Annotated in this window: 31 protein-coding genes and 1 riboswitch; of the genes, 23 read left to right on the top strand and 8 right to left on the bottom strand. The window is 39.9% G+C overall.

The features are described 5' to 3' along the window. Nucleotides 1-17: 17 nt before the first annotated feature. Together EDD69_RS08130 and EDD69_RS08125 are read left to right on the top strand one after the other, a co-directional pair. A complete protein-coding gene (locus EDD69_RS08130; protein ID WP_132948460.1) occupies nt 18-1,037 on the top strand; it encodes a YkvI family membrane protein in 1,020 nt (339 codons plus the stop codon). A 59-nt stretch (nt 1,038-1,096) separates the two neighbouring features. After that, nucleotides 1,097-1,576 carry a hypothetical protein gene (locus EDD69_RS08125; RefSeq protein ID WP_132948459.1) on the top strand — a complete coding sequence of 160 codons (480 nt, stop codon included), beginning with the start codon at nt 1,097-1,099 and terminating at the stop codon, nt 1,574-1,576. 19 nt (nt 1,577-1,595) lie between these two features. Here the strand turns inward: EDD69_RS08125 and EDD69_RS08120 are convergent, their stop codons facing one another. Beyond that, nucleotides 1,596-3,221, bottom strand: a complete 1,626-nt coding sequence (locus EDD69_RS08120) for a methyl-accepting chemotaxis protein (RefSeq protein ID WP_132948458.1) — start codon at nt 3,219-3,221, stop codon at nt 1,596-1,598. A gap of 111 nt (nt 3,222-3,332) precedes the next feature. Between EDD69_RS08120 and EDD69_RS15550 the strand changes: the two genes are divergently transcribed. Next, entirely contained in the window at nt 3,333-3,449 is a 117-nt protein-coding gene (locus EDD69_RS15550) for a DUF6254 family protein (RefSeq protein WP_243643071.1), read from the top strand. Between the two features lie 535 nt (nt 3,450-3,984). Here EDD69_RS15550 and phoU read toward each other — a convergent pair. Continuing rightward, nucleotides 3,985-4,644: a phosphate signaling complex protein PhoU gene (gene phoU, locus EDD69_RS08115; protein ID WP_132948457.1), complete on the bottom strand. Its 660-nt coding sequence runs from the start codon at nt 4,642-4,644 to the stop codon at nt 3,985-3,987. Between the two features lie 162 nt (nt 4,645-4,806). After that, a riboswitch (PreQ1 riboswitch) is annotated at nt 4,807-4,851 on the top strand. A 79-nt stretch (nt 4,852-4,930) separates the two neighbouring features. On the opposite strand from phoU, the gene queC reads away from it, so the two are divergent. From queC to EDD69_RS08090, 5 genes are all read left to right on the top strand, one after another. Then, nucleotides 4,931-5,596, top strand: coding sequence for a 7-cyano-7-deazaguanine synthase QueC (queC, locus tag EDD69_RS08110; RefSeq protein ID WP_132948456.1), 666 nt, complete (start codon nt 4,931-4,933; stop codon nt 5,594-5,596). Continuing rightward, the gene (gene queD, locus EDD69_RS08105) at nt 5,593-6,030 is read left to right on the top strand and encodes a 6-carboxytetrahydropterin synthase QueD (RefSeq protein WP_132948455.1); all 438 of its coding nucleotides are present in this window, start codon (nt 5,593-5,595) and stop codon (nt 6,028-6,030) included. Before queC ends, queD begins: the two co-directional genes overlap by 4 nt. Continuing rightward, complete coding sequence (gene queE / locus EDD69_RS08100) at nt 6,027-6,755, top strand: 7-carboxy-7-deazaguanine synthase QueE (protein ID WP_132948454.1); 729 nt, start codon at nt 6,027-6,029, stop codon at nt 6,753-6,755. The genes queD and queE overlap by 4 nt, the downstream gene beginning before the upstream one ends. A gap of 17 nt (nt 6,756-6,772) precedes the next feature. Next, the gene (gene queF, locus EDD69_RS08095) at nt 6,773-7,270 is read left to right on the top strand and encodes a preQ(1) synthase (protein ID WP_132948453.1); all 498 of its coding nucleotides are present in this window, start codon (nt 6,773-6,775) and stop codon (nt 7,268-7,270) included. A 127-nt stretch (nt 7,271-7,397) separates the two neighbouring features. Further along, a complete protein-coding gene (locus tag EDD69_RS08090) occupies nt 7,398-8,087 on the top strand; it encodes an oxidoreductase (protein WP_207893264.1) in 690 nt (229 codons plus the stop codon). Nucleotides 8,088-8,102: 15 nt separating this feature from the next. On the opposite strand, the gene EDD69_RS08085 is transcribed toward EDD69_RS08090, so the two are convergent. Both EDD69_RS08085 and EDD69_RS08080 read right to left on the bottom strand, forming a co-directional pair. After that, nucleotides 8,103-8,279 (bottom strand): YkvS family protein, encoded by a 177-nt coding sequence (locus EDD69_RS08085; RefSeq protein WP_132948451.1) that lies wholly within the window; start codon nt 8,277-8,279, stop codon nt 8,103-8,105. Between the two features lie 89 nt (nt 8,280-8,368). After that, on the bottom strand, nt 8,369-8,737 hold the full coding sequence (locus tag EDD69_RS08080) for a hypothetical protein (protein WP_132948450.1): 369 nt from the start codon (nt 8,735-8,737) through the stop codon (nt 8,369-8,371). Nucleotides 8,738-8,890: 153 nt separating this feature from the next. Here EDD69_RS08080 and EDD69_RS08075 point away from each other — a divergent pair, with 153 nt between their 5' ends. After that, nucleotides 8,891-9,085 (top strand): hypothetical protein, encoded by a 195-nt coding sequence (locus tag EDD69_RS08075; RefSeq protein WP_132948449.1) that lies wholly within the window; start codon nt 8,891-8,893, stop codon nt 9,083-9,085. Here the strand turns inward: EDD69_RS08075 and EDD69_RS08070 are convergent. Next, nucleotides 9,082-9,567, bottom strand: a complete 486-nt coding sequence (locus EDD69_RS08070) for a sigma-70 family RNA polymerase sigma factor (protein WP_165871754.1) — start codon at nt 9,565-9,567, stop codon at nt 9,082-9,084. The genes EDD69_RS08075 and EDD69_RS08070 overlap by 4 nt on opposite strands. 365 nt (nt 9,568-9,932) lie before the next feature. Here EDD69_RS08070 and EDD69_RS08065 point away from each other — a divergent pair, with 365 nt between their 5' ends. From EDD69_RS08065 to EDD69_RS08055, 3 genes are all read left to right on the top strand, one after another. Continuing rightward, on the top strand, nt 9,933-10,481 hold the full coding sequence (locus EDD69_RS08065) for a cell wall hydrolase (protein ID WP_243643077.1): 549 nt from the start codon (nt 9,933-9,935) through the stop codon (nt 10,479-10,481). Between the two features lie 134 nt (nt 10,482-10,615). After that, nucleotides 10,616-10,861 (top strand): YueH family protein, encoded by a 246-nt coding sequence (locus EDD69_RS08060; protein WP_132948447.1) that lies wholly within the window; start codon nt 10,616-10,618, stop codon nt 10,859-10,861. Between the two features lie 27 nt (nt 10,862-10,888). Then, on the top strand, nt 10,889-12,175 hold the full coding sequence (locus tag EDD69_RS08055) for an ATP-binding protein (RefSeq protein ID WP_132948544.1): 1,287 nt from the start codon (nt 10,889-10,891) through the stop codon (nt 12,173-12,175). Nucleotides 12,176-12,190: 15 nt separating this feature from the next. On the opposite strand, the gene EDD69_RS08050 is transcribed toward EDD69_RS08055, so the two are convergent. After that, nucleotides 12,191-12,817, bottom strand: a complete 627-nt coding sequence (locus EDD69_RS08050; protein WP_207893263.1) for a nitroreductase family protein — start codon at nt 12,815-12,817, stop codon at nt 12,191-12,193. Between the two features lie 176 nt (nt 12,818-12,993). Here EDD69_RS08050 and EDD69_RS08045 point away from each other — a divergent pair, with 176 nt between their 5' ends. From EDD69_RS08045 to EDD69_RS08020, 6 genes are all read left to right on the top strand, one after another. Continuing rightward, a complete protein-coding gene (locus EDD69_RS08045; protein ID WP_132948445.1) occupies nt 12,994-13,305 on the top strand; it encodes a winged helix-turn-helix transcriptional regulator in 312 nt (103 codons plus the stop codon). Between the two features lie 68 nt (nt 13,306-13,373). Beyond that, entirely contained in the window at nt 13,374-13,580 is a 207-nt protein-coding gene (locus tag EDD69_RS08040; RefSeq protein WP_132948444.1) for a DUF1659 domain-containing protein, read from the top strand. Nucleotides 13,581-13,592: 12 nt separating this feature from the next. Then, nucleotides 13,593-13,811, top strand: coding sequence for a DUF2922 domain-containing protein (locus EDD69_RS08035; protein WP_132948443.1), 219 nt, complete (start codon nt 13,593-13,595; stop codon nt 13,809-13,811). Between the two features lie 55 nt (nt 13,812-13,866). Beyond that, nucleotides 13,867-14,013: a YvrJ family protein gene (locus tag EDD69_RS08030; protein ID WP_132948442.1), complete on the top strand. Its 147-nt coding sequence runs from the start codon at nt 13,867-13,869 to the stop codon at nt 14,011-14,013. 116 nt (nt 14,014-14,129) lie between these two features. Continuing rightward, complete coding sequence (locus EDD69_RS08025) at nt 14,130-15,431, top strand: globin-coupled sensor protein (RefSeq protein WP_132948441.1); 1,302 nt, start codon at nt 14,130-14,132, stop codon at nt 15,429-15,431. A 218-nt stretch (nt 15,432-15,649) separates the two neighbouring features. Beyond that, nucleotides 15,650-16,798: a cation:proton antiporter gene (locus EDD69_RS08020; RefSeq protein ID WP_132948440.1), complete on the top strand. Its 1,149-nt coding sequence runs from the start codon at nt 15,650-15,652 to the stop codon at nt 16,796-16,798. Between the two features lie 117 nt (nt 16,799-16,915). On the opposite strand, the gene EDD69_RS08015 is transcribed toward EDD69_RS08020, so the two are convergent. Then, nucleotides 16,916-17,674 (bottom strand): alpha/beta fold hydrolase, encoded by a 759-nt coding sequence (locus tag EDD69_RS08015; protein WP_132948439.1) that lies wholly within the window; start codon nt 17,672-17,674, stop codon nt 16,916-16,918. Nucleotides 17,675-17,847: 173 nt separating this feature from the next. On the opposite strand from EDD69_RS08015, the gene EDD69_RS08010 reads away from it, so the two are divergent. Beyond that, on the top strand, nt 17,848-18,858 hold the full coding sequence (locus tag EDD69_RS08010) for a C40 family peptidase (RefSeq protein ID WP_132948438.1): 1,011 nt from the start codon (nt 17,848-17,850) through the stop codon (nt 18,856-18,858). A 36-nt stretch (nt 18,859-18,894) separates the two neighbouring features. Here the strand turns inward: EDD69_RS08010 and EDD69_RS08005 are convergent, their stop codons facing one another. Then, nucleotides 18,895-19,686, bottom strand: a complete 792-nt coding sequence (locus EDD69_RS08005) for an HAD family hydrolase (protein ID WP_132948437.1) — start codon at nt 19,684-19,686, stop codon at nt 18,895-18,897. A 197-nt stretch (nt 19,687-19,883) separates the two neighbouring features. Between EDD69_RS08005 and glcT the strand changes: the two genes are divergently transcribed. From glcT to ptsP, 4 genes are all read left to right on the top strand, one after another. Then, a complete protein-coding gene (gene glcT / locus EDD69_RS08000; RefSeq protein ID WP_132948436.1) occupies nt 19,884-20,729 on the top strand; it encodes a glucose PTS transporter transcription antiterminator GlcT in 846 nt (281 codons plus the stop codon). 250 nt (nt 20,730-20,979) lie between these two features. Further along, complete coding sequence (gene ptsG / locus EDD69_RS07995) at nt 20,980-22,998, top strand: glucose-specific PTS transporter subunit IIBC (RefSeq protein WP_132948435.1); 2,019 nt, start codon at nt 20,980-20,982, stop codon at nt 22,996-22,998. A 122-nt stretch (nt 22,999-23,120) separates the two neighbouring features. After that, the gene (locus tag EDD69_RS07990) at nt 23,121-23,384 is read left to right on the top strand and encodes a phosphocarrier protein HPr (RefSeq protein ID WP_132948434.1); all 264 of its coding nucleotides are present in this window, start codon (nt 23,121-23,123) and stop codon (nt 23,382-23,384) included. Between the two features lie 2 nt (nt 23,385-23,386). Continuing rightward, complete coding sequence (gene ptsP, locus EDD69_RS07985; protein WP_132948543.1) at nt 23,387-25,105, top strand: phosphoenolpyruvate--protein phosphotransferase; 1,719 nt, start codon at nt 23,387-23,389, stop codon at nt 25,103-25,105. The last annotated feature ends 134 nt before the right edge of the window (nt 25,106-25,239 follow it).

Here is a 25,239-nt window from a genome sequence, read left to right as displayed (position 1 = left end):
GACAAGTGGGGGGAAGGATGATGGAAAAGTGGAGCCGAGTCATGCAAATTGCCTTTGTTTATGTCGGGACGGTCGTCGGTGCAGGGTTTGCGACTGGAAAAGAGATTGTTCAATTTTTTACTCAATATGGCGTATTTGGAGCGATTACGATTTTGTTAAGCGGAATATTATTTATTTTGCTTGGAACAAGAATGATGGTGATGGCAAGCCGGCTAGGAGCCAGTTCGTACAAACAATTAAATGATTACTTATTTGGAAGGACAGCCGGTTCGATTGTCAGCGGTGTGATGTTTTTTGTTTTATTTGGCGTCACGTCTGTCATGTTATCGGGGGCGGGAGCGGTTTTTGATGAACAATTAGGTTGGTCGAGTCAATTAGGAATTTTATTGACGATCGTTTTTGCATTTTTGACGATGCTTTTTGGGTTGAAAGGGATCTTAAGCATCAATACCATTGTTGTTCCAATGATGATTTTTTTTAGCTTTTCATTAACAGCTATAGTGTTTAAATATATTGAAGGAATTTCTTTTTCGCTTCCGACGTTTCCAGCGTTTCTTTCGCCGCTTTCTTATGTTGCCTTTAACTTGGCGATGGCTCAAGTGGTTCTCGTGCCGCTGGCTAATGAGGTGAAAGATGAACGAGTGATTCGTTTAGGCGGCATGCTTGGCGGAGCTTTCTTATGTTTGATTTTGTTAAGCAGCCACATTTCTTTATTAACTTTGCCGAATTTGCTTACATACAGCATTCCGATGGCGGAAATTGTAAAAACATCGTTCGCACCGCTTTATTCTTTTTATCTTGTCATCATTTATGGTGAAATTTTCACTTCATTAGTGGCCGGAATTTTCGGTCTGCAACGGCAGCTAGAAGCTTGGATCCGTTTGCCAAAGACCGTTCTTTTATTCATTGTTTTGTGCGGATTGTATATGATCAGCTTGTTTGGTTATCATGCTTTACTGAGCGTGTTATATCCCCTGTTTGGCTACATCAGTCTTCTTTTTATTTTTTTATTATTCTATCGAAAAATTCCTAGATAGGACGGTTTTGATGTAGTAAATTGTAAATATAGAGCGTGAGGGGATTGGGGGTGGATGTCGTGTCAAAGCGAATGATTGGTATAGTCTCGGTGACTGTGTTGATCTTTTTTGCTTTGGAAACGTTCCATTTGATTGATGTATATCGTGCCGATTGGTGGCCGTTGCTTCTTTTTATTTTTGGAATCATGATTCATTTATTGTTTTTTAAAAGAGGAGCAAACGAGGAAGAGGCTTTTTTATTGCTCCCAGGCGGCATTTTTGTCATGATGGCGGGAACTTTCTTTTTAAATGTTCGCGATCCTTTGTTCATCATCGCTTCCTACTTACTCGCATTCGCGTTCGGTTTATTTGAATGGTGGGTGTTTGGAAAGCAACAAGAATTGAAAGTGCCAATGATTCTTTTCGCTTCTTATAGCTTATCATTGTTTATTGAAAGTGCTGTTTCTCTCATTTATCTTTTCTTTATTGCGGTTGTTTTTCTTGTTTTTTATATTTTTCGTTATCGATTGTTAAAAAATGAGCGAGCCGATGTTCAATGAATAGGCTCGCTTTCGTTTTTTAATCGAATTGGAAACGTTTTAATATTTGCTTTAGTCGATGGACTTCTTCTGCAAGAGTGGCGGCTTCTTTCGCTAACATGTGAACCCCTGAGACTTGTTGCTCTAGTCCTGTTGCTGTTTCGTGGACGACATTTGTAAAATCTTCGGCGATGTAGTGAACGTCTTCGATTAACTGTTGTAAATCTTCTCCTTCTGCTGTCGCCCTTTCGACATAAGAACGGCTATGGCTAATGAGTGCATTCATTTCTTTGGACATTTCTTGGAATTCAGCAATACTTTGACTCGTTTCAGAAAGGAAAGAAGTCGTTGCTTCAATTGCGCCGACATTTTCATCGACTGCCTGTACAGCTGTTATTAAATCTTTTTGCGTTTTGCCGAGCGAAGATAAAATTTCAGATGCGAAACTATTTGTATCCTCTGCTAGCTTTCGAACTTCTGTAGCGACGACGGCAAAACCTTTTCCTGCTTCTCCCGCTCGAGCCGCTTCAATGGATGCATTTAAGGCAAGCATATTTGTTTGCTCTGCAATCGCTGTAATCGCAGAAACTTTTTTCATCGCGAGATCGGCTTCTTTTGCGACGGTTTGGATGAGTTGAGACGTTTCTTTAATTTTGTTTTGAATGGTGCGCATTTGTTGTTCTGTTTTTTGAATTTGTTCATTTCCAATTTGAGCAGAATGAAGGGTCGATTGTGCTCGTTGAACAACTCGTTCAATTTCCTTCTGAATGCTCAAAATGTTCTCCATCATCGTTTCGATCCGCATTTTTGCTTGTTGGATAAATGTCGTTTGTTTTTGTGCACCCTCACGAAATGTTTCCATTGTGGCGGATACTTCATCAAATGCTTCCGATAATCTTTTGGATTCTTCTTTTTGCTCCTTGCTCACTCGGTCAACAGAGTGCGTCGCTTTAGCAAACTCATTTAAAATGGAGCGCATGCCAAGAATGACTTTATTGATTTCATAACCAATTTGATGAAATTCATTTCGTTTACCAACGGTACGTACTTCCGTATGCAAGTTTCCGGATGAAACGGTTCGAGTCACATGGTACCAATTGCGTAAACGTGTAACAAGGATGCGATAAAAACAAAACGAACAAACGAAGCTAACCAAAAAAGTGCTCAATGTTAAAAGAAAGATATGAAAAAGAGATAAATCTAATAAGAACGAAGCGATTGCGACTGTGATGCTCGGAAGTAAAGCGATGGAACTAAACCATGTTTCTAAATAAGGGCGATGAACAAGCCTTCCCATGCGCAAATTAAAGCGTTTTCCGTTTTGGTCGGTGAGCAATGGACACGATGCATCAATTAAAACCTCTCCTGTATTTCGTTCGTAAACTTGCAGAAGAGGAGCGGTGGTTGTTGCGGCTTTTTTTCCTACCTCATCGTCAAAAGTGATTCCTTCACGCAATCGGTTTGTATGAATGATGGCGCATCCCGATTCATCGACAATAAGAAAATATTCGTCACGTTCTAACCGTTGATCTAAAATACGGCGCAACGTGTCAAGTTGCTGTGAAATGGAAACGTTCGGACGAATGGTTCGTTGAATTTCTTCTGCGACTCGCTGAACTTTGTGCAACGCTTTTTGTGCTGTTTTTTTCTTTAATAAATTTTCCAATTTTTTCTCCCCCTTTTCCCCTTACCTAATAATATACACAATTTTCAAACTATTAAAAAGACATAAAAAGAAGAAGGAACGAAATGATAAAGAGAGAGGGAGGTGATCCATTTGACACAGTCGAAACGACAAAAAGAACGCCAGTGGAAAGTGCGAAAACAGTCGCAAAACCCGCATGGAAAAGTGAAATCGTTTGAAGAATTAGCGAAAGAAGAAGGGAGAGAATAGCTATATACACTGATCTTCTCCTTTGTGCATAAGATGGAACGAAGATAGAAGGAGTTTACCGATTATATGTCTCTTTATTCGGGAAGCAGCCGGCTTATCAGAAAAAAGTGTTTTCGTCGTTTGCCGAAGGATTGAAGTTGGAGCGTGAAGATGAATGGGAAGCATGCGAGGATGATCGAAATGTTTATTGATCTAATAGATTCAAGTTGAGTTTCCGACATATCTCATCATGAATAGAAGGCCGCTTTTCTGCCATAGGCGGCAAGAAAAATCTTGCCGACCGGCATGCTTCTAGCATGCCGATCCCGAACGTAAAACGCGTGGCAGACAAATTCATTTGTCTGATGGCGTTTTCGTTCGGGGAAGTGGCAGAAAAGCTTGTTTATGTCGGAAAATTAAGCTTATCATATATATGAAGGATGAGAACGTTCGTGATGTGTTTTTTCGGGCGATGACCGATGAAATGGAACATGCGCTTCGATTTGCTATTTTGCTGTTTGGGCAAGCGAAAAGCTGACGTCATTGCGTCAGCTTTTTAATAATTTAAATCGACTCGCACCCCTTTTACGCTATATAAAATATTTTCAGCAATGTTTGTAATATGGTCGCCTGCGCGTTCGAGGTTGCGTGTAATGAAAGACAATTGTGTAATTTGATTTGTATATTCTGGCTTTTCTCCCATAAGCGTGACGAGTTCTTGAATAATTTGACCTTGCAGTTCATCGACGCGATCATCTGTTTGGGCGATGCGTTTCGCTTCTTCGATATCGTCGTTATGGAAAGCGTGAAGGGAATTGTTTAACATTTCATTGACGACCGCTGCCATTTCCGGGATGTGAACAATCGGTTTAACATGCGGTTCCGTGCCGATAAATTTTACGGATTTCGCAATGTTGACAGCGATGTCACCAATTCGTTCAACATCAGAAGAAATTTTGAGCGCAACAATGAGTCGGCGTAAGTCGGAAGCGACAGGCTGTTGCTTTAAAATGGTTATAATGGCTAACTCATTAATGTCTCTTTCCATTTCATTAATGTGTTTATCATTTTCAATAATTTGGTCCGCTTTTTCAAGGTCTTGTTTTTTTAATGCGTCTATCGCATCGTTTAACGCCTTCTGAGAGACGGAGACCATCGCCATCAGTTTTTCTTTCAATTCCTGCAATGCTGCATCAAACGTTGACCGTTTCGTCATGTTAGACCACCTGACTTTACGTTATTTTTAGTTATTATATCCTGAAAATTGTTCACAAATGAAAATTGTTCACAAATAAAGCATAATTTTTTTATAGTATAAATAAATATTTTATGATATATTATCAAACGGACAATTGAAGAAGAATTCCACGTCTTTGACGTGGGAGAGGTTCTAGAACAACCCTCTATAAAAAACTAGGGAAAACTATATCCTTAGAGGGTATAGTTTTTTTGTTTTAGAACGCTCTTTTCTTCTTTAAAATCATGAAAGGAGATAGAGAGCGATGAAAAATGAAAAAGCCGTCGTTGTTTTTAGCGGTGGCCAAGACAGCACAACTTGTTTATTTTGGGCATTAAAGCATTTCGCTGAAGTCGAAGCGGTTACTTTTAATTACAATCAGCGTCATAAGCTGGAAATTGAAGTAGCTTCTTCGATTGCTCGGGAGTTAAACATCAACCATACGATTCTTGATTTATCGTTATTAAATCAGTTAGCTCCGAATGCATTGACGCGGAAAGATATTGCGATTGAACATAAAGAAGGAGAATTGCCGTCCACGTTTGTTGATGGACGCAATTTGTTGTTTTTATCGTTTGCGGCTGTCTTTGCCAAACAGCGTGGTGCTCGCCATCTTGTAACAGGCGTGTGTGAAACCGATTTTAGCGGCTATCCAGATTGTCGCGATATTTTTATTAAGTCGTTAAATGTTACGTTAAATTTGGCGATGGATTATCAATTTGTCATCCATACACCGTTAATGTGGTTGAATAAAGCAGAAACATGGAAATTAGCGGATGAACTTGGCGCATTTTCGTTTATACGCGAAAAAACGCTTACATGTTACAACGGCATCATTGCGGATGGATGTGGAGAATGCCCGGCTTGCCATTTAAGAAGACGAGGTCTTGAACAATATTTAGCTGAAAAAGAAGGAGTGGAAAAGAAATGATTCATCAAATATACCCACAGGTCGCCCATTCGTTTCAATATGAAATAAATAAAGACATGTCGCTTGCGGCCGCACACTTTATTCCGCATGAAGCAGCTGGAAAATGTGCGCACCTTCATGGACATACGTATATTATCAATATTACAGTTGCCGGAGACGAATTAGATGAAACAGGATTTTTAGTCAACTTCCAACAGTTAAAACGCCTTATTCATGACCGTTTTGATCACACATTAATCAATGATCATGGTGAATTATTTAACGAAAAAAATAGCTATGATTTTCCAACGGCTGAATCTATTGCTCGAAAAGTATGTGAGATCGTTCAAGAACATCTTGACACGTTGCCGAATCGTCCGAAATGCTTACAAGTATTCGTTCGTGAAACACCAACAAGCTATGCTGTATATCGACCAAAATGGGAGAAAAAATGATGAAAAAAATTCCTGTTATCGAAATATTTGGTCCGACCATCCAAGGTGAGGGGATGTTGATTGGTCAAAAAACAATGTTTGTTCGTACGGCAGGATGCGATTATTCATGCCGTTGGTGCGATTCTGCCTTCACATGGGATGGATCCGCGAAAAAAGAAATCAGGCAATTAACCGCGCTCAATATTTGGCGGGAGCTTCAACAATTAGGTGGAGATCGTTTTAATCATGTAACGATTTCTGGCGGGAATCCTGCGCTTATTCAAGCGTTGGGAGAGCTCGTTAGCCTTTTAAAACAAAACGGCATTCGCGTTGCCCTTGAAACGCAAGGAAGCCGCTGGCAAGAATGGTTTTATGAGATTGATGACTTGACGATTTCACCAAAGCCTCCAAGTTCGGGAATGAAGACAGATTTTCACGTGTTAGATGACATCATTTTTCGCTTAACGAAAAAAGAAAAACAAGGCGTCAGTTTAAAAGTGGTTGTCTTTGATGATGCAGATTTTTCGTATGCCGAAATGGTGCATAAACGATATCCCCATATTCCGTTTTATTTGCAAGTCGGCAATGATGCGATTTCTTCAAACGATGAGTCAATGTTACGGACAGCGTTGCTTGACAAATTGAACTGGTTGGTTGAAAAAACAGTGCAATCGAAAGACATGAACGATGTTCGTGTGCTTCCGCAGCTTCATACGTTATTGTGGGGAAATAAACGAGGAGTATAAAGAAAGGAAGTGGAAAAATGGTTGGAAGAAAAGATGAGGAACTAAAAGGTTGTACGCTTCTTGGCAACCAAGGAACGAAATACGTTTTTGAATATAATCCGGATATTCTCGAAGTATTTGACAACAAACATCCAGATCGTGATTACTTTGTGAAGTTTAACTGTCCTGAATTTACGAGCCTGTGTCCGAAAACAGGGCAGCCGGATTTTGCGACGATTTATATTAGCTATATTCCGGACAAAAAATGCGTGGAAAGCAAATCGTTAAAGCTCTATTTATTTAGTTTTCGCAATCATGGCGACTTCCATGAAGATTGCGTCAACATCATTATGAATGATTTAATTCGCGTGATGAATCCGCGCTATATTGAAGTGTGGGGAAAATTTACGCCGCGCGGCGGAATTTCGATTGATCCGTACTGCAACTGGGGACGTCCGGGCACGAAATACGAGAAAATGGCTGAATATCGTCTCATGAATCATGATTTATATCCTGAAAAAGTAGATAATCGTTAAAAAAAGGCTGCCTCAAGCAAAAAGCGAGGCAGCCTTAAAAAATTCATAAATATGGAGTAGTTTTTTTGCGTAAACGAGTATATAATGACCAATTGTTATAAGCCTATTTTGTTTGGGGGGTCTAATTTTGAAAAAGAGAACCGCTCTTTTAATAGGGGCGAGCGGGCTAGTAGGGGGCGAACTTCTACAGCTATTGCTTCGTTCAGAGCATTATGAACGAGTGACAGCATTTGTACGTCGTCCTTTAATGTATAATCATGAAAAATTGCAGCAAATGATTATTGATTTTGAACAGATCGAAAAGTATGAAGATTACTTTCATGTAGATGATGTGTTTAGCTGTTTAGGAACAACGATGAAAAAAGCGAAAACCAAACAACAATTTATTAAAGTAGATTATGAGTATACGCTTCGGGCAGCAACATTAGCGGAGAAATGCCACGTAAAAAGCTTTTTATTTGTTTCGGCTGTCGGGGCAGATCCTGAGTCCATGTTTTTTTACAATCGCGTAAAAGGAGAAACAGAAGAAGCATTGCAACGTTTAACGATTAAATCGTTACACATTTTCCGCCCTTCTTTGCTTTTAGGAGAGCGAAACGAGTTTCGGTTGGGCGAAAAAACAGCGGAATGGTTGTGTAACGGTCTTTCGTTTGCGATGGTTGGAAAGCTAGAAAAATATAAACCGATTGAAGCAAAAGAAGTCGCACAGGCGATGTACAATGCGGCTCTTTCGGATCAACAAGGTGTACACATTTATGAGTGCAATGAAATTAGAGAGCAATTGAAAAAGGAAAAAGGGCTGTCTCATCAACGATAAGACAGCCCTGTTCATTTACTCGACGATTTTGTAATTTTTGTGATTGACGACGGTTCGCTCTTGTAAGTCGAGTTCTTTATAATTTTCCATGTACGTTAAGTCCACAATCACCGAATTTTCATTCACTTTTTCAACGATCCCGCGCAATCCATTTTTAAATTCAATAATGTCGCCGATTTGTGCTTTTTTCATTGAAAATCTCCTTTACTTTTAAGTTTCTTTTTCTTATTTTGCTTTATTTTTCCTGATTCGTAAAGGGAATTTTCAATTATTTTCTCACTTTAGCGATATGGCCAGTAAGGAGAAGGCATCATCGGCATCGTTCCATATGGCATTGCCCCGTATGGCATTGCTCCGTGTGGCATTGCTCCATATGGCATGGTTCCGTATGGCATACCTGGAGCCATTGTCATTGGAAATGGCATCGGCGAACAACCACAATCCATTGGTCCTGTTGGCATTGGCATCGGCGAACAACCACAATCCATTGGTCCTGTTGGCATTGGCATCATGGTTGCCATCGTCGTTGGTTGGGGCATCGTGGGAACGGCAGCAGGCATTATATTCATCGGAGGTTGTAGATTGTCATCTCGCCATTCGTAATCCTCATAACTATTTTCTTCTGTTGTATATGGATTCCATTGATTCATGTCCATCTTCCTTTCTTTGTTTTAGGATGATACCCATCATCATTGTATGCCTATTGTTTTAGAAGGTGTGTAAATGCAACAAAATTAGGTGTTTGACCATGATTGACAAACGAGCAGGCAAGGCGATAAAACAAAAATAGGAGGGGAAAAATCATGAATGAAAAGGAAGCAACAGAGTTGTTAAATCAATTGCGTGATGGTGAAATTCATGAACTCCTCGTGAAAAAAGAAGATTTTTTAACTTTTCGTAACGTTCTTGTAAACCGAGAAGATTTCAAACATTTTCGTGGCGTTGCGCAGCGAGGAGGAGACGTCATTTATTACTACATGAAAGAGCCGCGCAGTTAGAGCGGCATTATTTTTTTTAGTTTTTTGATCGCTGTTATTCGCCATTGTTTGACCGTATTGACAGACACCCCTTCTTCCTCGGCAATTTCTTTTAATGTCTTTTCGTTTACGATATAACCAATGAGCCACTTTCGTTGACAAGGAGATAAATGTGCGAGCCATTCTTCGTACATTTCGTTGGAAATGGGGATGTCTTTGCCTTCCGTTTGCAACGTATGAAGCAGCTCATCGGTGAGAGAATATTGAGCGCTTTTTGTCTTGATCTGTCGCCGCATTTCTGAAATCATTGACCAATATATTTTTTTAAAAGCAAATGATGAAAATTTCCCTTTCGCTTTGTCATAATGTTCATGAGCTTCCCATAAGGCGATTAGCCCAATTTGATAGTATTCGTCTACATTTGTGTAAATGTTCAACTTTTTCATAACGTGATAGATGAGCAAATGATATTGCTCAACGATGGATTCAAACGATTCTTTCATTCTTTTTTTCCTTTCCGAAGGCGCGCCATCGTTTTTTCCGCGGTAATAGTAAAATAAAAAATGATGCCGCGTTTGTCGAAGCGATAAACAGTATAAATAGAAGAGATCGAAAGCTAGAAAATTGCTTAAAAAAGCAGACCGTTTATAATGAATCATTCGCTAGAAAAGGAAGAAACAGGGGATTTTCGTAGAAATGAAAAAATTGCTAGTGCTTTTATAAACCGCATGATATCAAGCGCTTTTTTCGTTTTCCAACAATTAGATAATGATAGAGTAATAAACTCTTGGTAGTCTAATAGCGAGCAAATGACTAGGAGGGATTCATGTTGAGAAAAATGGTACTAGCATTTGCCTCGCTATTTTTGATGCTATCGTTTTGTCATGAAAAGGCGTCGGCACAAACAACGATTCATACCGTTCGAAAAGGGGACACGTTATGGAAGATCGGTAAACAATACGGAGTTTCGTTGCTAGAATTAAAGAAAATCAATAAGCGAACGAACGATGTTTTGTATGTCGGCGAAAGGCTTACCATTCCACCATCCATTTCTGCCTATGAAAAAGATTTATTAGCGAGGCTTGTTCATGCCGAAGCAAAAGGCGAACCGTTTGCAGGAAAAGTGGCGGTAGCAACGGTTGTATTAAATCGTGTCGATCATCCGCATTTTCCGGATAGCATTAAGGAAGTGATTTATGATCGATCAGGCGGTTATTATGCTTTCACGCCTGTACAAAACGGAACGATCAACCAACCACCGAGTGCAGAGGCGTATCGCGCAGTTGAAGAAGCCCTTGCTTTTCGCGGTTTAGGAAGCGGTTCATTGTATTTTTATAATCCAAAAACGGCGAAAAGCAACTGGGTTCGTTCGAAACAAGTGACAGTCGTGATTGGAAACCATGTATTTGCGAAATAGAAGAAATAGAAGGCTGACTCAACATTGCCTAGAGGCGATGTTTTGAGCCAGCCTCTTTTTGTGAAAATCTCTTTTGAATAAAGTAAAATAGTCGTGATATAGTTAAAATAAAAAAAGCGAAAGGCGGGAACGAGATGAAAATACGTAAAGCACCGATTCATGACGAACATCAACAGCAAAACGTTTACATTTATGAAAACAAAAAAGAAGAATATATCGTCGTTTCCATTCCGGATCTTGAATGGTCGATATGTGTGCGCTATGAAGAAGAAACGAAAGATGTGCAAAAACGAATTGAGCAATCGTTAAGAAAAGTGTTAGAAGCTGAAAAGGCTTCATCATTGACAGCGAAGATTGTTCAGTGGATTCGAGAAATGTGAAAAAGAAAGGAAATCGTTCATTTGTCTATGAAATATATTGTTCCTCTATATATTTTTGCTAGTTTATGTTGGATTACACTTACAGACTTATATATTTCCCATTTATCGCTTTCACAGCAAACAGTTACGTTTATTCAAACGGTAAAAGGATGGATTTTTGTTGCTCTTTCGGCCTTTTTCTTTCATATGGCGTTAAAAAATCGCCAAGAATTGAAACGAATGGCTGAGAGCGAGCAAGAGCTTTCAACGCTTATTAATGCGATGCCTGACTTTGTTTGTTTTAAAGATGGACAAGGAAGATGGTTGAAGGTCAATGAATTTGGCCGGAAATTGTATCAATTGGAACATGTCGATTACAAAGGAAAAACAGATCGGGAGTTAGCCGAATATTCCCCTTATTTTAAAGAGGTGTTTTTATATTGTGAGCGTTCGGATGAAGAGGCATGGAAGGCAAAAACAATCACGCGTTCTGAAGAATCTTTTTCTGTGCCAAGCGGGGAAGTAAAAACGTTCGATGTTATTAAGGTTCCGCTTTTTCATGAAAATGGGAAACGAAAAGGATTAGTCGCGATTGGACGGGATATTACGCAACAAAAAACGGCAGAAGCACTGTTGTTAAAACGTGAAAAACTTTCCGTTGTCGGACAACTCGCTGCGGGAATTGCTCATGAAATTCGCAATCCATTAACATCCATTAAAGGGTTTATGCAGATCATGAAGAAAACGAAGCAAGTAAACGATTCATACGTGTTGATTATTTTACAAGAATTAGAAAGAATCGATCAAATTGTTGGAGAACTGCTCGTTCTTTCAAAACCGCAAATGAAATCGTACCGAGCTTTTCGATTAAACGAGGTGCTCGATTATGTAACGAGTCTTGTCGCCCATCAAGCACTTTTGCAAAATGTAACGATTGAATATTCAAATCGATGGGTGAATCCATTTATCTATGGGGAACGGAATGAACTGATCCAAGTGTTTATTAATATTCTTAAAAATGCGTTAGAGGCAATGCCAAAAGGAGGAACCATTCGAATCGAAGTCGCTTATATGGAGCAAGATCGAATAAAAATTACCATTTCTGATACGGGAAAAGGAATTGAACAAGAGCGATTAAAAAGACTTGGCGAACCATTTTATACATTAAAGGAAAAAGGAATGGGATTAGGCTTGACCATTAGTACAAAAATCATTCACGAACATAAAGGATCGTTACAAATCGAAAGCGAAGTTGGGAAAGGGACGAATGTGCATATTATTCTTCCGCTTTATAAAGAAGCCGGCAAACATGAAGAAGGTCCGTCTAATCAGTGAGACGGACCTTTTTTCTTATTCTACCCATGTTGTTAGTTTTGTCACAGGAAGGCGCAATGATTTATGAGCAGGAGCGGCTGCTTTTCCAATTGTAATCAACATTACTGGCACGTAACGGTCAGAGATGTTGAATTGTTTGACGAATTGTTCTGTGTCAAACCCGCCGATTGGGCATGTGTCCCATCCTTTTGCTTTTGCTGCCAACATGAGTTGCATCGCTGCTAAAGAGGCATTGCTGAATGCTGCATCGCGAGCGTATTGTTTATTTTTATAAGCTTGAGCGATTTGGTTTGCGAGTGTTTCTTTTATTTCTTGTGTCATAAATCCTTGTTCGACAAGCGGATTGTATACTAGATCTGTATTTTCATTTGCTTTTAAATCGCCTAAAACAGCAACAACAGCGGAAGCATCGACGATTTGTTGTTGGTTATAGGCGATTGGAAGAAGACGTTGCTGTGCTTCTTTACCTTGAATAATGACGAAATGCCAATGTTGCAAATTCCATGCAGAAGGAGCTTTTCCGGCTGCTTCTAAAATCTCAATTAACTCTTCCTTAGAAATGGATACAGTTGGATCGTATTTACGTACAGATTTCCGTTCTTCAATCAACGAAAAAAAGGATAACTCTTGTTTGACATTCATGGTAAATTCCTCCATTTTTTATTTTTTATTACAAAAATAAAGTTACTTACTTTTTGTTAGTTAAATGTTTCATGAGGCTATGATAAGATGAATATATAGATCTGTCAAGTTTTTCGGGGTCTCATTTGGTATGTAACAAAGCGCGTTTAATTATGTAAAAAGAATAGGTGATGATGATGAAAAATCTTCATTTATGCCCAAAATTCGAAGCTGCTTTTGCGTTATTAGGAAAGCGGTGGAATGGTTTAATCATTCATGTATTGCTTCGCGGTCCGCTTCGTTTTAAGGAATTAGCTGAAACCATTCCGCATATTAGTCAAAAAATGTTAACGGAACGATTAAAGGAGCTTGAAGAAGAAGGAATTGTCGTTCGGCATGTGTATCCAGAAACGCCTGTGCGTATCGAATATGAACTTACAGACAAAGGAAAAGAATTGCAAAAAGCGATGAACGAAGTACAAAAGTGGGCGGAAAAGTGGATGAACTAAAAAATTTTCATGCCACCTAACCTTTTCACCTTTTTTTGCGATAGTAGAGGTGAAAGGAGGTGGAGGAAATGATTCAGCGCTCACAACTGCGTCTTGTATTTGAAAACGGTATGACGGAAGACGGCAAGCCGCTTTATAAAAACAAAAATTACAGCAACATTAAGCCGACAGCAACGGAAAGTTCCCTTTTTTCAGTCGCTCAGGCGCTTGCATCTTTACAAAGTGCTTCACTTGCTCACGTACAGCGTACGGATTTCCATGTATTAGGTGAATAGGAGGGATGAACAGTGGAAAAAACGTTGGAGTTGCAATTTGTCAATCAGGAAGGAAAAGTTGTTCGTTTAACGATTGATCAGCCGCTTGAATCACTTACGGACACACAGGTGGCCAACGTCATGGATTTGATCATCGCAGCAAACGTTTTTACTTCAAGCGGCGGTGATTTGGTAGCAAAAAAAGGAGCCCGCATCGTGTCAAAAGAAGTTTTAGAGTGGGCATTTGCTTAAACAGAAAGAGCTGGTTCTTTTTGAGCCAGCTCTCTTATAAAAAGGAGAGAAGTCAATGGATACGTATCTTTCGCTCATTTCCGATGTCGGTTTTCCAGTCGTTGTGACGTTTTACTTACTGCATCGAATTGAAGCAAAACTTGATTCCGTCATTGCCTCCATTCATATGTTAGCGGAACAATGGAAAGAAGAACACCCATAGATTCAAATGGGTGTTTTTATTTTTTTAGGAAAAAATTATCTTTTATTTTTCAAATCTTTCCGTTAATATAAAAATATTGTAACCACGTTGTTTTTACTAATTAAGGAGGACACATCATGCGGTTTTTTGCATTAAAAAAACGAGAAGAAGTAGACGAACAATTTGAGCGTGTATTGAATACACAAGCCAAATCGATTCGTTTCGGACATGAAATGATCGAGAGACAGCTTTCGCTCATTGATTTTACCGAGCGGGATTTAGCCATTTTAGCTTCCGCGAAACGTTACATAGAAGCAAATGTTCATGATATTATCGACCAATTTTATAGCGCGTTGCAAAAAGAAAGCGAAATGCTTGAGATCATTGAAGCGCATAGTTCGATTGAACGGCTAAAAAAAACATTAACGATTCATGTTATTGAAATGTTTAATGGAAAAATCGACGAAGCGTTTATTGAAAAAAGACGACGAATTGCGCTGGCGCATTTGCGAATCGGTCTTGAACCGAAGTGGTATATCGCTTCGTTCCAACATTTATTTGAATCCCTTTTTGCTGTCATCTCTCGATATTTCAATGAGCCGGCTCATTTATTTGCGGTGATGAAATCCATTTCGAAAATGTTAAATTTTGAACAGCAACTCGTGTTGGAGCAATATGAAAAGGAAAATGAAAAGCTGCGCCTACAAATCGAGCGAATTAAAAATGAAATGAAACAGCAATTAAAAGAGGCCATTTATAATCTCGGCAATGTTTCGGAAGAAGTAAGCGCTTCCGTTTCTTCCTTGAACATGCAAGCCAATGAAATTTTATCGTTTGCGCACGAGGCATCGTCGATCGCTGAAACGAGTGCTCACAAATCCGAAAAAGGAAAAGATCAGCTGCAATCCCAGTTAATGGAGATGTGCGACATTGATACGAAAATGAAGCAAATCCAAACGGATATGACAAACTTAAAGCAATCAGCAAATAAAATTGAAAACATTACAAATCTGGTTACAGCCATCGCCGATCAAACGAATATGCTTTCTTTAAATGCATCGATTGAAGCAGCGCGCGCGGGAGAGCATGGGAAAGGATTTGCTGTCGTTGCTGACGAAGTGCGAAAGCTTGCTTTTCAGACAAAACAGTCTGTATCAGATGTTGTGGACATTTTGACAGAGATTAATGAAAAAATTAATCACATTTCTGAATCATTGCAGGTTGTTTCACATTTAGTGGCCAATGGCGCAAACAATATGCGCGATATTAATGCATTTTTTGATGAGCTTGCGGCATCTCTACAACGCATTCGCGAAAAAAATTTGCGCATTGACCAAGAAATGAAAACATGTGTAAACGTTGTATCTGAAATTCATGAAGCGATTTCCCACGTTTCGGCCTCGACTGAGGAGCTCGAAGCAATGGCAGGGGAACTGTAAATGAAACGTTTTGATCAACAAGAGAAAAAATTAGCTCTTTTGATGGGAATGATTGCTTTTTTGTGAAAATGGATGTAAGAAGATGAGCACTTCCGATCATCTGCCTTGAGGAGATGATCGGAAGTGTTTTTTTATAGAAGTTGAAACTTTTTGCACACTATAAACGTAGTTAATGAAGGTCATATTTCGTTTTTGAATAATGGAAAGGAGAGTGAGAGATGCTTATTTTAGAATTGGCAGCGATTTTATTCGCCGCAAAGGTAGCAGGAGATATTAGCGTGCGTCTTGGCCAACCTGCCGTTCTTGGGAAATTGTTGATCGGAATCGTACTCGGTCCTTCTGTGCTAGGGATTGTTGACAATACCGACATTTTAAAAGAAATTAGTCAAATCGGAGTTATTTTGCTCATGTTTATTGCTGGATTAGAAACCGATATCGATGAATTTAAGCGATCAGGAAAAGCGGCTACGTATGTCGGTGTGCTCGGAATTGCCATGCCGATGTTGCTTGGTTATTTAGCTGGTATATCGATTGGTTTATCGCCAATGCAAGCAATGTTCCTCGGATTGTTGCTATCAGCAACAAGCGTGAGTATTTCTGTTCAAGCGTTAAAAGAAATGGATCAATTAAAATCAAAAGAAGGGGCGACCATTTTGGGAGCTGCGGTCATTGATGACATTCTTGTTATTATCGCGCTTGCGTTTTTAATGAGTTTTGCAGGTGGAGATGTGAATATTACGCAAGTGGTTTTAAAGAAAGTTGCATTCTTTGCAATTGCTGTTTTATTAGCTTGGAAAGTCGTTCCGATTGTTTTGAAAAAATTTGCACCGCTTCGTGTGACTGAGACGGTCATCTCGGCTGCGCTCATTATTTGTTTCTTTTTCGCTTACTTAGCTGAATATGCGGGGGTTGCGGCCATTATCGGTTCTTATATCGCTGGCTTAGCGGTTAGCTTAACCAATTACAAACATGAAGTATTTGAAAAAGTGGAGACTATTAGTTATTCCATTTTTGTTCCTGTTTTCTTTACATCGATCGGGGTGACTGTAGAAATTATTGGAATTGGTGATCATATTTGGCTTATTTTTGGTTTAAGTGTTTTAGCTGTGTTAACGAAGCTAGTCGGATGTGCAGCAGGAGCTAAACTTGGCGGATTTGGCTGGCGCAGCTCGCTCGCTGTCGGTGCAGGAATGGTGTCGCGTGGGGAAGTTGCTTTAATTATTGCGGGAATCGGTTTGGATCAAGCACTCATTTCGAGCGACTTATTTGCGGTCATTGTCGTTGTTGTCCTTGTGACGACGATTGTGACGCCACCGTTAATGAAATTCATTTTTAAAGGGAAAGGAACTGTTGAAAAAGCAGCGTAAAACAACCGTCGGTCACTTCCGACGGTTGTTTCAGACTGTAGACAAACAGGGTTCAGACACTGAGTCTGAACCCTGTTTTGATGAAAAAAGAGCCTAAATGTGAAAAAATGAAGATTCTTAATGATAGGCGCGAATAATAGCATTTAATTCATCAGCGTGTTTCGTTGGAATTTGATGCTTTGCATTTTCGACATAAACAATATCAACATGGTGAGCGTGCTTTTGGAAAATGCGCCCATACTCATGAACATAATAGTCAAGAGCGCCATAAATGAGCAAAATCGGTATATTTAGCTCATAGAGCCGATGAGTGGATCGGTAATGAAGCCCTTCCACATACATTTCATACAAGCGATCTTGATCGCATAATCGAGCGTAATGTTCAATCATTTTCTTCTCATCTTTTGTTTTTCCGTGAGCTTTTCCAAGCACTTTTGCTAACAAAGGAATGCTGCGATATTTGACCGTATAAATTCCGAGCAAAAATTCTAGGTAAAGCAAATGGGTGCAAACTTCCGAAAAGCCCCCAATTAATATTAATTTTTCGACTTGATGCGGATAAGAAAGAGCAAAATGTTGAGCAATGGAGCCTCCGTTTGAGTAACCACAAACAATGGCTCGCTCAATTTGCAGCTCATTCAATAGTTGATGCAAATCGCTTGCCAGCAAATCCATTGTGATTTTCTTTATTCCTTTTCCGCTTTTTCCGTTTCCTCGTAAATCATACGTAATGATGCGAAACGAAGATGAAAGAGCATGTTGACGATGAAATGTAACGCTTCCCATTCCAGGTGGGTGAATAAATACAATGGGTGTTCCTGATCCTTTTTCTTCATAGTACAAAGGAACTAATTTTTCAACATATATGTAAGCCATAAAACAACCCCTCTACGAATTTAGTACATATAGTATGTGAAAAAAGACCCGCATGCTATTCTTTTGTAATATAATGGAAAGAAAGTGTATAAGTAGGGGGTTAATAGATTAAAAGAATAATGGTATGATAAGGACGAAGAAGCGTTTCAAAAAAAGAAAAGGGGTTCTTCATCATGAAAAAGACCATTGTTGCTGGAACGATTTTAACTTCGCTCTTTTTAGGAGAGAAGGCAGCTTCTGCCGCTGAATATACGGTAAAACCAGGCGATTCATTATGGAAAATTGCGAAAACATTTCAATTGTCCATTAGTGAATTAAAAACATATAACAAACTAACGAGCGATACGATTTTTGTTGGACAAGTATTGCAGCTTCCAGATTCTAAAATAACATTATCTTCTAGTGTGCCAAAGGCTGCCACTGCTGTTCAACCGACGGCTGCAACGACAACGTATAAAATCCAGTCAGGGGACTCGTTATCTGTGATTGCTCGTAAATTTAACACGACTGTTACAAGATTGCTAGAGTTAAATCCAACCATTACGAATGAACATCGTATTTATGTTGGACAAGTCATTAAAGTTCCATCTGTTTCAAGTTCGTCTTCGTCGTCGCAGCGTATTTCTGCGACAGAGCCAAAGAATACAGCAAGCGGGAACGGAACGTATATTGTTCAATCAGGTGATAGTCTTTCGTTAATTGCAAAAAAATTCGGCTTGACATTAAATGAGCTATTGGCAATGAACCCGGCCATTACAAATCCGAATATCGTTCGCGTTGGACAAGTATTAACCGTTCCAATGTCGTGGCAACAAAAAGCAAATGCGATTATTGAAACAGGGAAAAAATATTTAGGTGCGAAATACTTATTTGGAGCGCCTGTGACGCGGACGGATGTGTTTGATTGTTCTTCGTTTACGTATCGCGTGTATCAGGAAAACGGAATTGCTCTTCCAAGAACGTCTCGCGAGCAAGCAATGATTGGAACGGAAATTCCGTTGTCCGATATCCGCACAGGAGATTTAATTTTCTTTGATACAAATGGAGACGGAATCATTAACCATGTATCGATTGTCGTTGATTCAGAAACATTGCTTCATGCAGCGACGAGCACAGGTGTCGCGTTTAGCAATATGAAGCCATACTGGGCGCCGCGAGCGGTCAAAGCGGTTCGGGTGTTTTAACACAAAAGGACGTCTCATTGGAAGAGACGTCCTTTTTTATGCATTAATTTTCGTCAAGATGATATCAATTGCTTCATGAACAGAATGGACGACGTAGCGTGCCTCTTTTTGCACATCTGGATGCGCATGCGACATAACAAAGCTATAAGGGGTGAGGCGGAACATCGGAATATCATTGAATGAGTCGCCAAAGCAAGCAATTTCATCTTCTTTTAAATGTAAATGTTTAATTAATGAACGAATGGCGTTACCTTTGCTGATATGCTTTGGCATAATGTCGAGACAACGCGGCTCTGAAATGAATGTATCCGCATGTTCTTGCCATTGTTCATTCACTTTTTGCTGAAATGCAAGCACAACTTCTTCTTCACCGATTACGGTAATTTTTGACGGAATGATTGTTGTACCGATGGCCTCTAACATATTTGGCTCCTCGATAATATCATGGAAAAGGCGTGCGCGTATTTGCTCGACATGCTCTGTTTTCTTTTCAACGAAATTGGTATGTTCATTGCATACCATGACAATCGCTTCGAGTTTGCGCGCTTCTTTATAAATTTCACGAGCTACGTTTGTTTCAAAGGCGACGGAATGGAGATGAACATCAGCATTAGTATAAATGTAAGCACCGTTTTGGCTCACTCGATGTGCTTTTTGCCCCAATTCTTTTAATACTTCTAAAATTTCGTTATCCATTCGTCCCGAAGCAACGGCAAAATCAATTCCGCTTTTGACGGCGCGTTCAACGGCTTCTTTATCTTCCTGTTTTACACGCCGATCGTAGCCAAGCAACGTTCCGTCTAAATCGCTTACAATTAATTTAATCATCCTCTTTGCTCCTTCCGTTCATGGTCGATGAACAAAAGTTTAACGAAATATTTCCTTTTGTGCAACGAAAATGTCCTTTTTTTAAAAATTAGTCAAATTTGTCTTGAAAAATTATTTTTTCTGCCATTGACTCGCTTCAGAGCGTTGCGTAACATTGAAAGTAATGTAACCGTTTTAGTTAAAGGAGCGGACGCCTTGTGCAACAGTCCTTTCGCATTGAAAAAGTACTAAACAACAATGTTTTGATTGCCTCGCATCCGACGTATGATGAAGTTGTTTTAATTGGAAAGGGCATCGGATTTGGCAAAAAGAAAGGAGATATCATTGAACAAAAGGGGGTTGAAAAATGGTTCATCTTAAAAAATGAACACGAACAAGAGGAATATAAAAAGTTATTGCCTCACCTTAATGAAGAGTTTATTGAAATAATGAACGATGTCATTCATCACATTCGCAAACGGACAAACAGTCCATTGAACGAACATATTCATGTAGCGTTGACGGACCATATTTTGTTTGCGCTTAAGCGCTTAGAGCAAGGAATGGATTTAAAAAATCCGTTTTTAATTGAAACGAAAAGTTTATATCCTCTCGAGTATGAAATTGCCACCGAAGTTGTTCAAATGTTAAATGAGCGATTAGAGACGAAACTGCCAGAAGGAGAAATCGGCTTTATTGCGCTCCATATTCATAGTGCACTCACCAACCATCACCTTTCCGAAGTGAATCAGCATTCGCAATTGATTGCTCGATTAGTCGCTGTTGTCGAAGAGCAACTTCAGATTCAAATCGATCGTAACAGCATTCACTATTTACGTTTTGTTCGTCATTTGCGCTATGCAATCGAACGCGTGAAAAAAGGTGAAAAAGTCGAAGAACCAAAAAAATTGTCGAAAATCTTGAAAGAAACGTATCCTATATGCTATAATTTGTCGTGGAAATTGATAAAGATTATGCAACAAACATTGCAGCTTCCGGTGGATGAAGCAGAAGCTGTTTATTTGACGATGCATTTACAAAGATTTTCCGAAAAAAGTGAATAATCGGTCTTATTCTTTACGTGTTACTGATTCGATCAGGCATGAGTAAAGAAGGACGAAAAAGGTAGGAAGGCGGAACATTTGTTTCGTCTGTTATCCCCTATTTCTGTCTTTCTTTGCTCATGCCTTTTTGTTTTCAGTTGTTTGCAAATGCTTACACTTGTCGGACGTCAGATGAGTAAAACTTCATCCACCATCTATACATGAAAACGGTGTTTGTTGCAAATCTTACATGTATGAAGGAGGGGTTAACATGAAAAAAGCATTTGGTACGTTGCAAAAAGTCGGTAAAGCGCTCATGCTTCCAGTTGCGATTTTACCGGCAGCAGGTATTTTACTCGCTTTTGGTAACGCGTTGCAAAACCCAGCTCTTATTGAAAAAATTCCTGCATTAGACGCTGGCTGGGTCAAAATGGTTGCGAAAGTCATGGAGCAATCAGGTGGAATTGTCTTTGCAAACCTTTCGCTTTTATTCGCGGTTGGAGTAGCGATCGGTTTAGCTGGCGGTGAAGGGGTTGCTGGTCTTGCAGCGATCATCGGCTATCTTGTGATGAACGTTACGATGAGCGTTATTTTAGGGGTAACAGCTGATCAAATCGGTACGGATCCTTCTTTTGCAAACGTTCTCGGCATCCCAACGCTACAAACAGGGGTATTCGGCGGTATTATCGTCGGTATTTTGGCAGCTTATATGTACAATAAATACTTTAATATTGAATTGCCGTCCTATTTAGGTTTCTTTGCTGGAAAGCGTTTCGTCCCAATTGTGACAGCGGTATCTGCGCTTGTGCTTGGAATTGTGATGACATGGGTATGGCCACCTGTTCAACATGCATTAAACGCATTCTCACACAATATGATTGATGCAAATAAAACGTTAGCAGCGTTTATTTTCGGTGTTATTGAACGCGCATTAATTCCGTTCGGATTGCACCATATTTTCTATTCGCCGTTCTGGTTTGAGTTTGGCGAGTATGTCAATAAAGCAGGTGAAGTTGTTCGCGGTGACCAACGCATTTTCTTCGAGCAAATTAAAGATGGTGTAGAGTTAACAGCTGGTACGTTCATGACAGGTAAATTCCCGTTCATGATGTTTGGTCTTCCAGCAGCAGCGCTTGCGATTTATCATGAAGCGCGTCCAGAAAACAAGAAAGTGGTTGCCGGAATCATGGCTTCAGCGGCATTAACATCTTTCTTAACAGGAATTACAGAACCAATTGAGTTCTCATTCTTATTCGTTGCGCCGGTATTGTTTGCGATTCATACAATTTTCGCTGGTTTATCATTCATGCTTATGCATATTTTAAATGTTAAAATCGGAATGACATTCTCAGGTGGTGTCATCGACTACTTGCTATTCGGTGTATTGCCGAACCGTACAGCTTGGTGGCTCGTCATTCCTGTTGGATTAGTGTTTGCGGTGATTTACTATTTCGGTTTCCGCTTTGCGATCCGCAAATGGAATTTAGCGACACCGGGCCGTGAAGAAGCGACAGAAGATACAACTTCAGCAGCGGATGCGGGAGATCTTCCATATGAAGTATTAGCTGCGCTTGGTGGCAAAGAGAATATCGCTCATTTAGATGCGTGCATTACTCGTTTACGTGTATCTGTTCATGACATTAAAAATGTGAATAAAGACCGCTTAAAAGAGTTAGGTGCTGCGGGCGTTCTTGAGGTTGGCAACAACATTCAAGCGATTTTCGGTCCGAAATCAGACACGTTAAAAACGCAAATTAAAGATATTATGGAAGGACGCGTTCCAGCAAAAGCAAAAGAGGAACCAAAGGAATCAACTCCTCAAGTGGAAGCTGGAACAGAAGCAATTGCTTCGCCATTAACAGGTGAAGTGCTTCCACTTTCTGAGGTGCCAGATCAAGTGTTTTCACAAAAAATGATGGGAGACGGCTTTGCGATTATGCCGACAGATGGAACAGTTGTTTCACCTGTAGACGGAAAAATCGTAAACGTGTTCCCAACTAAACATGCGATCGGTCTTCAGTCAACAACAGGTCGTGAAGTGTTAATTCACTTTGGAATTGACACGGTCAAATTGAACGGAGAGGGCTTCGAAGCGCTTGTCGCTCAAGGGGACGAAGTGAAAAAAGGACAACCGCTTTTAAAAGTCGACCTTGACTATGTGAAAAATCATGCTCCTTCAATTATTACGCCAATTATTTTCACAAACTTACAATCAGGAGAATCTGTAAGCATTGAAAAAACAGGTACAGTAACAAAAGGCGAAGACCGTATTGTCGTCATTAAAAAATAATTCACATAATGTTCAAGAGCAAGTTGCTTGAAAAGAGGAGAGTTTTTCAGTAAAAAAACATAGGGGGAATCCCCCTATGTTTCCAAATAAACTAAAATAAAATGAGAAGGGGATTGAAAAAGATGGAAAAAGTATTTACAGTAACAGCTGAATCTGGCATTCATGCTCGTCCTGCAACAATGTTAGTCCAAACAGCTAGCAAATTTGATAGCGAAATTAGCTTAGAGTATAACGGCAAAAAGGTAAACTTAAAATCCATTATGGGTGTTATGTCTTTAGGAATTCCGAAAGGTGCGCAAATTAAAATTTCAGCGGAAGGTAGCGATGCAGCAGAAGCAATGAATGCTTTAACCGAAACTTTAACAAAAGAGGGTTTAGCGCAATAATGATGAAACGAATTCAAGGTATTGCTGCATCGAGTGGAATCGCCATTGCGAAGGCGTACCGCTTAGAACATCCTGATTTAACGGTAGAAAAGAAAACAATTGCAGAACCTGCTGAAGAAGTTGCACGTTTTGAAGCAGCGATCGCGAAAGCGAAAGAGGAATTAGAGGCGATTAAAGCTCATGCATTAAAAGAATTAGGAGAAGATAAAGCAGCCATCTTTTCTGCTCATCTTCTCGTTTTAAGCGATCCAGAGTTATTAAATGCCGTGAAAGAAAAAATTGAAAATGAGCAAATAAATGCGGAGTACGCTCTTCATGAAGTGGCGACGATGTTCGTTGCGATGTTTGAAGCGATGGACAATGAGTATATGAAAGAGCGCGCCGCGGATATTCGCGATGTAACAAAACGTGTGCTTGCTCATTTGCTCGGTGTAACGATTTCGAATCCGAGCATGATTTCCGAAGAAGTCATTATTGTTGCTGAAGATTTAACACCATCGGATACAGCTCAATTGAATCGAAAATATGTGAAAGGTTTTACAACAGATATTGGCGGCCGAACTTCTCATTCGGCGATTATGGCTCGCTCAATGGAAATTCCAGCTGTCGTTGGAACAAAAGCGGTAACAGCCGAAATCCAAAATGGCGATATCGTCATCATTGATGGATTAGATGGGGAAGTGATCGTCAACCCATCTGCTGAAGTGATTGCGGAATATGAAAAGAAACGCGACAAATTTGCTGCGCAAAAAGCAGAGTGGGCGAAATTGGTCAATGAGCCGACTATGACAAGCGACGGCCACCATGTTGAATTGGCGGCAAATATTGGGACGCCAAACGATGTTGAAGGAGTTTTGAACAACGGGGCAGAAGGAATCGGTTTATACCGCACAGAGTTTTTATACATGGGACGCGAACAATTGCCGACAGAAGAAGAACAGTTTGAAGCATATAAAACGGTTTTAGAGCGCATGGAAGGAAAACCGGTTGTTGTGCGCACTCTTGATATCGGTGGCGACAAAGAGCTCCCTTATTTAGATCTTCCGAAAGAAATGAATCCATTCCTAGGCTTCCGTGCCATCCGTCTTTGCTTAGATATGCAGGACATGTTCCGTACACAATTGCGGGCGCTACTTAGAGCGAGCGTGTATGGAAATTTAAAAATTATGTTCCCGATGATTGCGACGCTCGATGAATTCCGTCAAGCGAAAGCAATTTTATTAGAAGAAAAAGAAAAGCTCATCGCTGAAGGGATTGCCGTATCTGATGACATTGAGGTCGGAATGATGGTGGAAATTCCAGCGGCCGCCGTATTAGCTGACCAATTTGCGAAAGAAGTGGATTTCTTCAGCATCGGCACCAATGACTTAATTCAATATACGATGGCTGCCGATCGGATGAATGAGCGCGTCTCTTATTTGTATCAACCGTACAACCCGGCGATTTTGCGACTCATTAGCAACGTCATCGATGCAGCGCACAAAGAAGGAAAATGGGTCGGCATGTGCGGCGAAATGGCGGGCGAAGAGCTTGCGGTGCCGATTTTATTGGCGTTCGGTCTGGATGAGTTTAGCATGAGCGCAACGTCAATTTTACGCGTTCGTTCTCAGTTGAAAAAACTTTCGAAACAAGAAGCATCTCGTTTGAAAGAGCAAATTTTAGCGATGGGTACAGCGGAAGAAGTCGTTAATTTTGTGAAAAAAACATTTGATCTTAATTAAAGGAGAACCAGTTTCGGTTCTCCTTTTTTGTAAAAATTTTCAATGATAAAAAAATAAATTGAGTGATAGACAAGTAAAAGCAAAAAAATTTATAATAAACGTGCAACTTTGGCAATAATCGATCATCTTTGACA

It is taken from the genome of Thermolongibacillus altinsuensis (genome assembly GCF_004341205.1).
Classification (GTDB): Bacteria; Bacillota; Bacilli; order Bacillales; family Anoxybacillaceae; genus Thermolongibacillus; species Thermolongibacillus altinsuensis.
The sequence above is the reverse complement of the archived record's forward strand: the minus strand, read 5'-3'. Positions and strand labels throughout refer to the sequence as shown.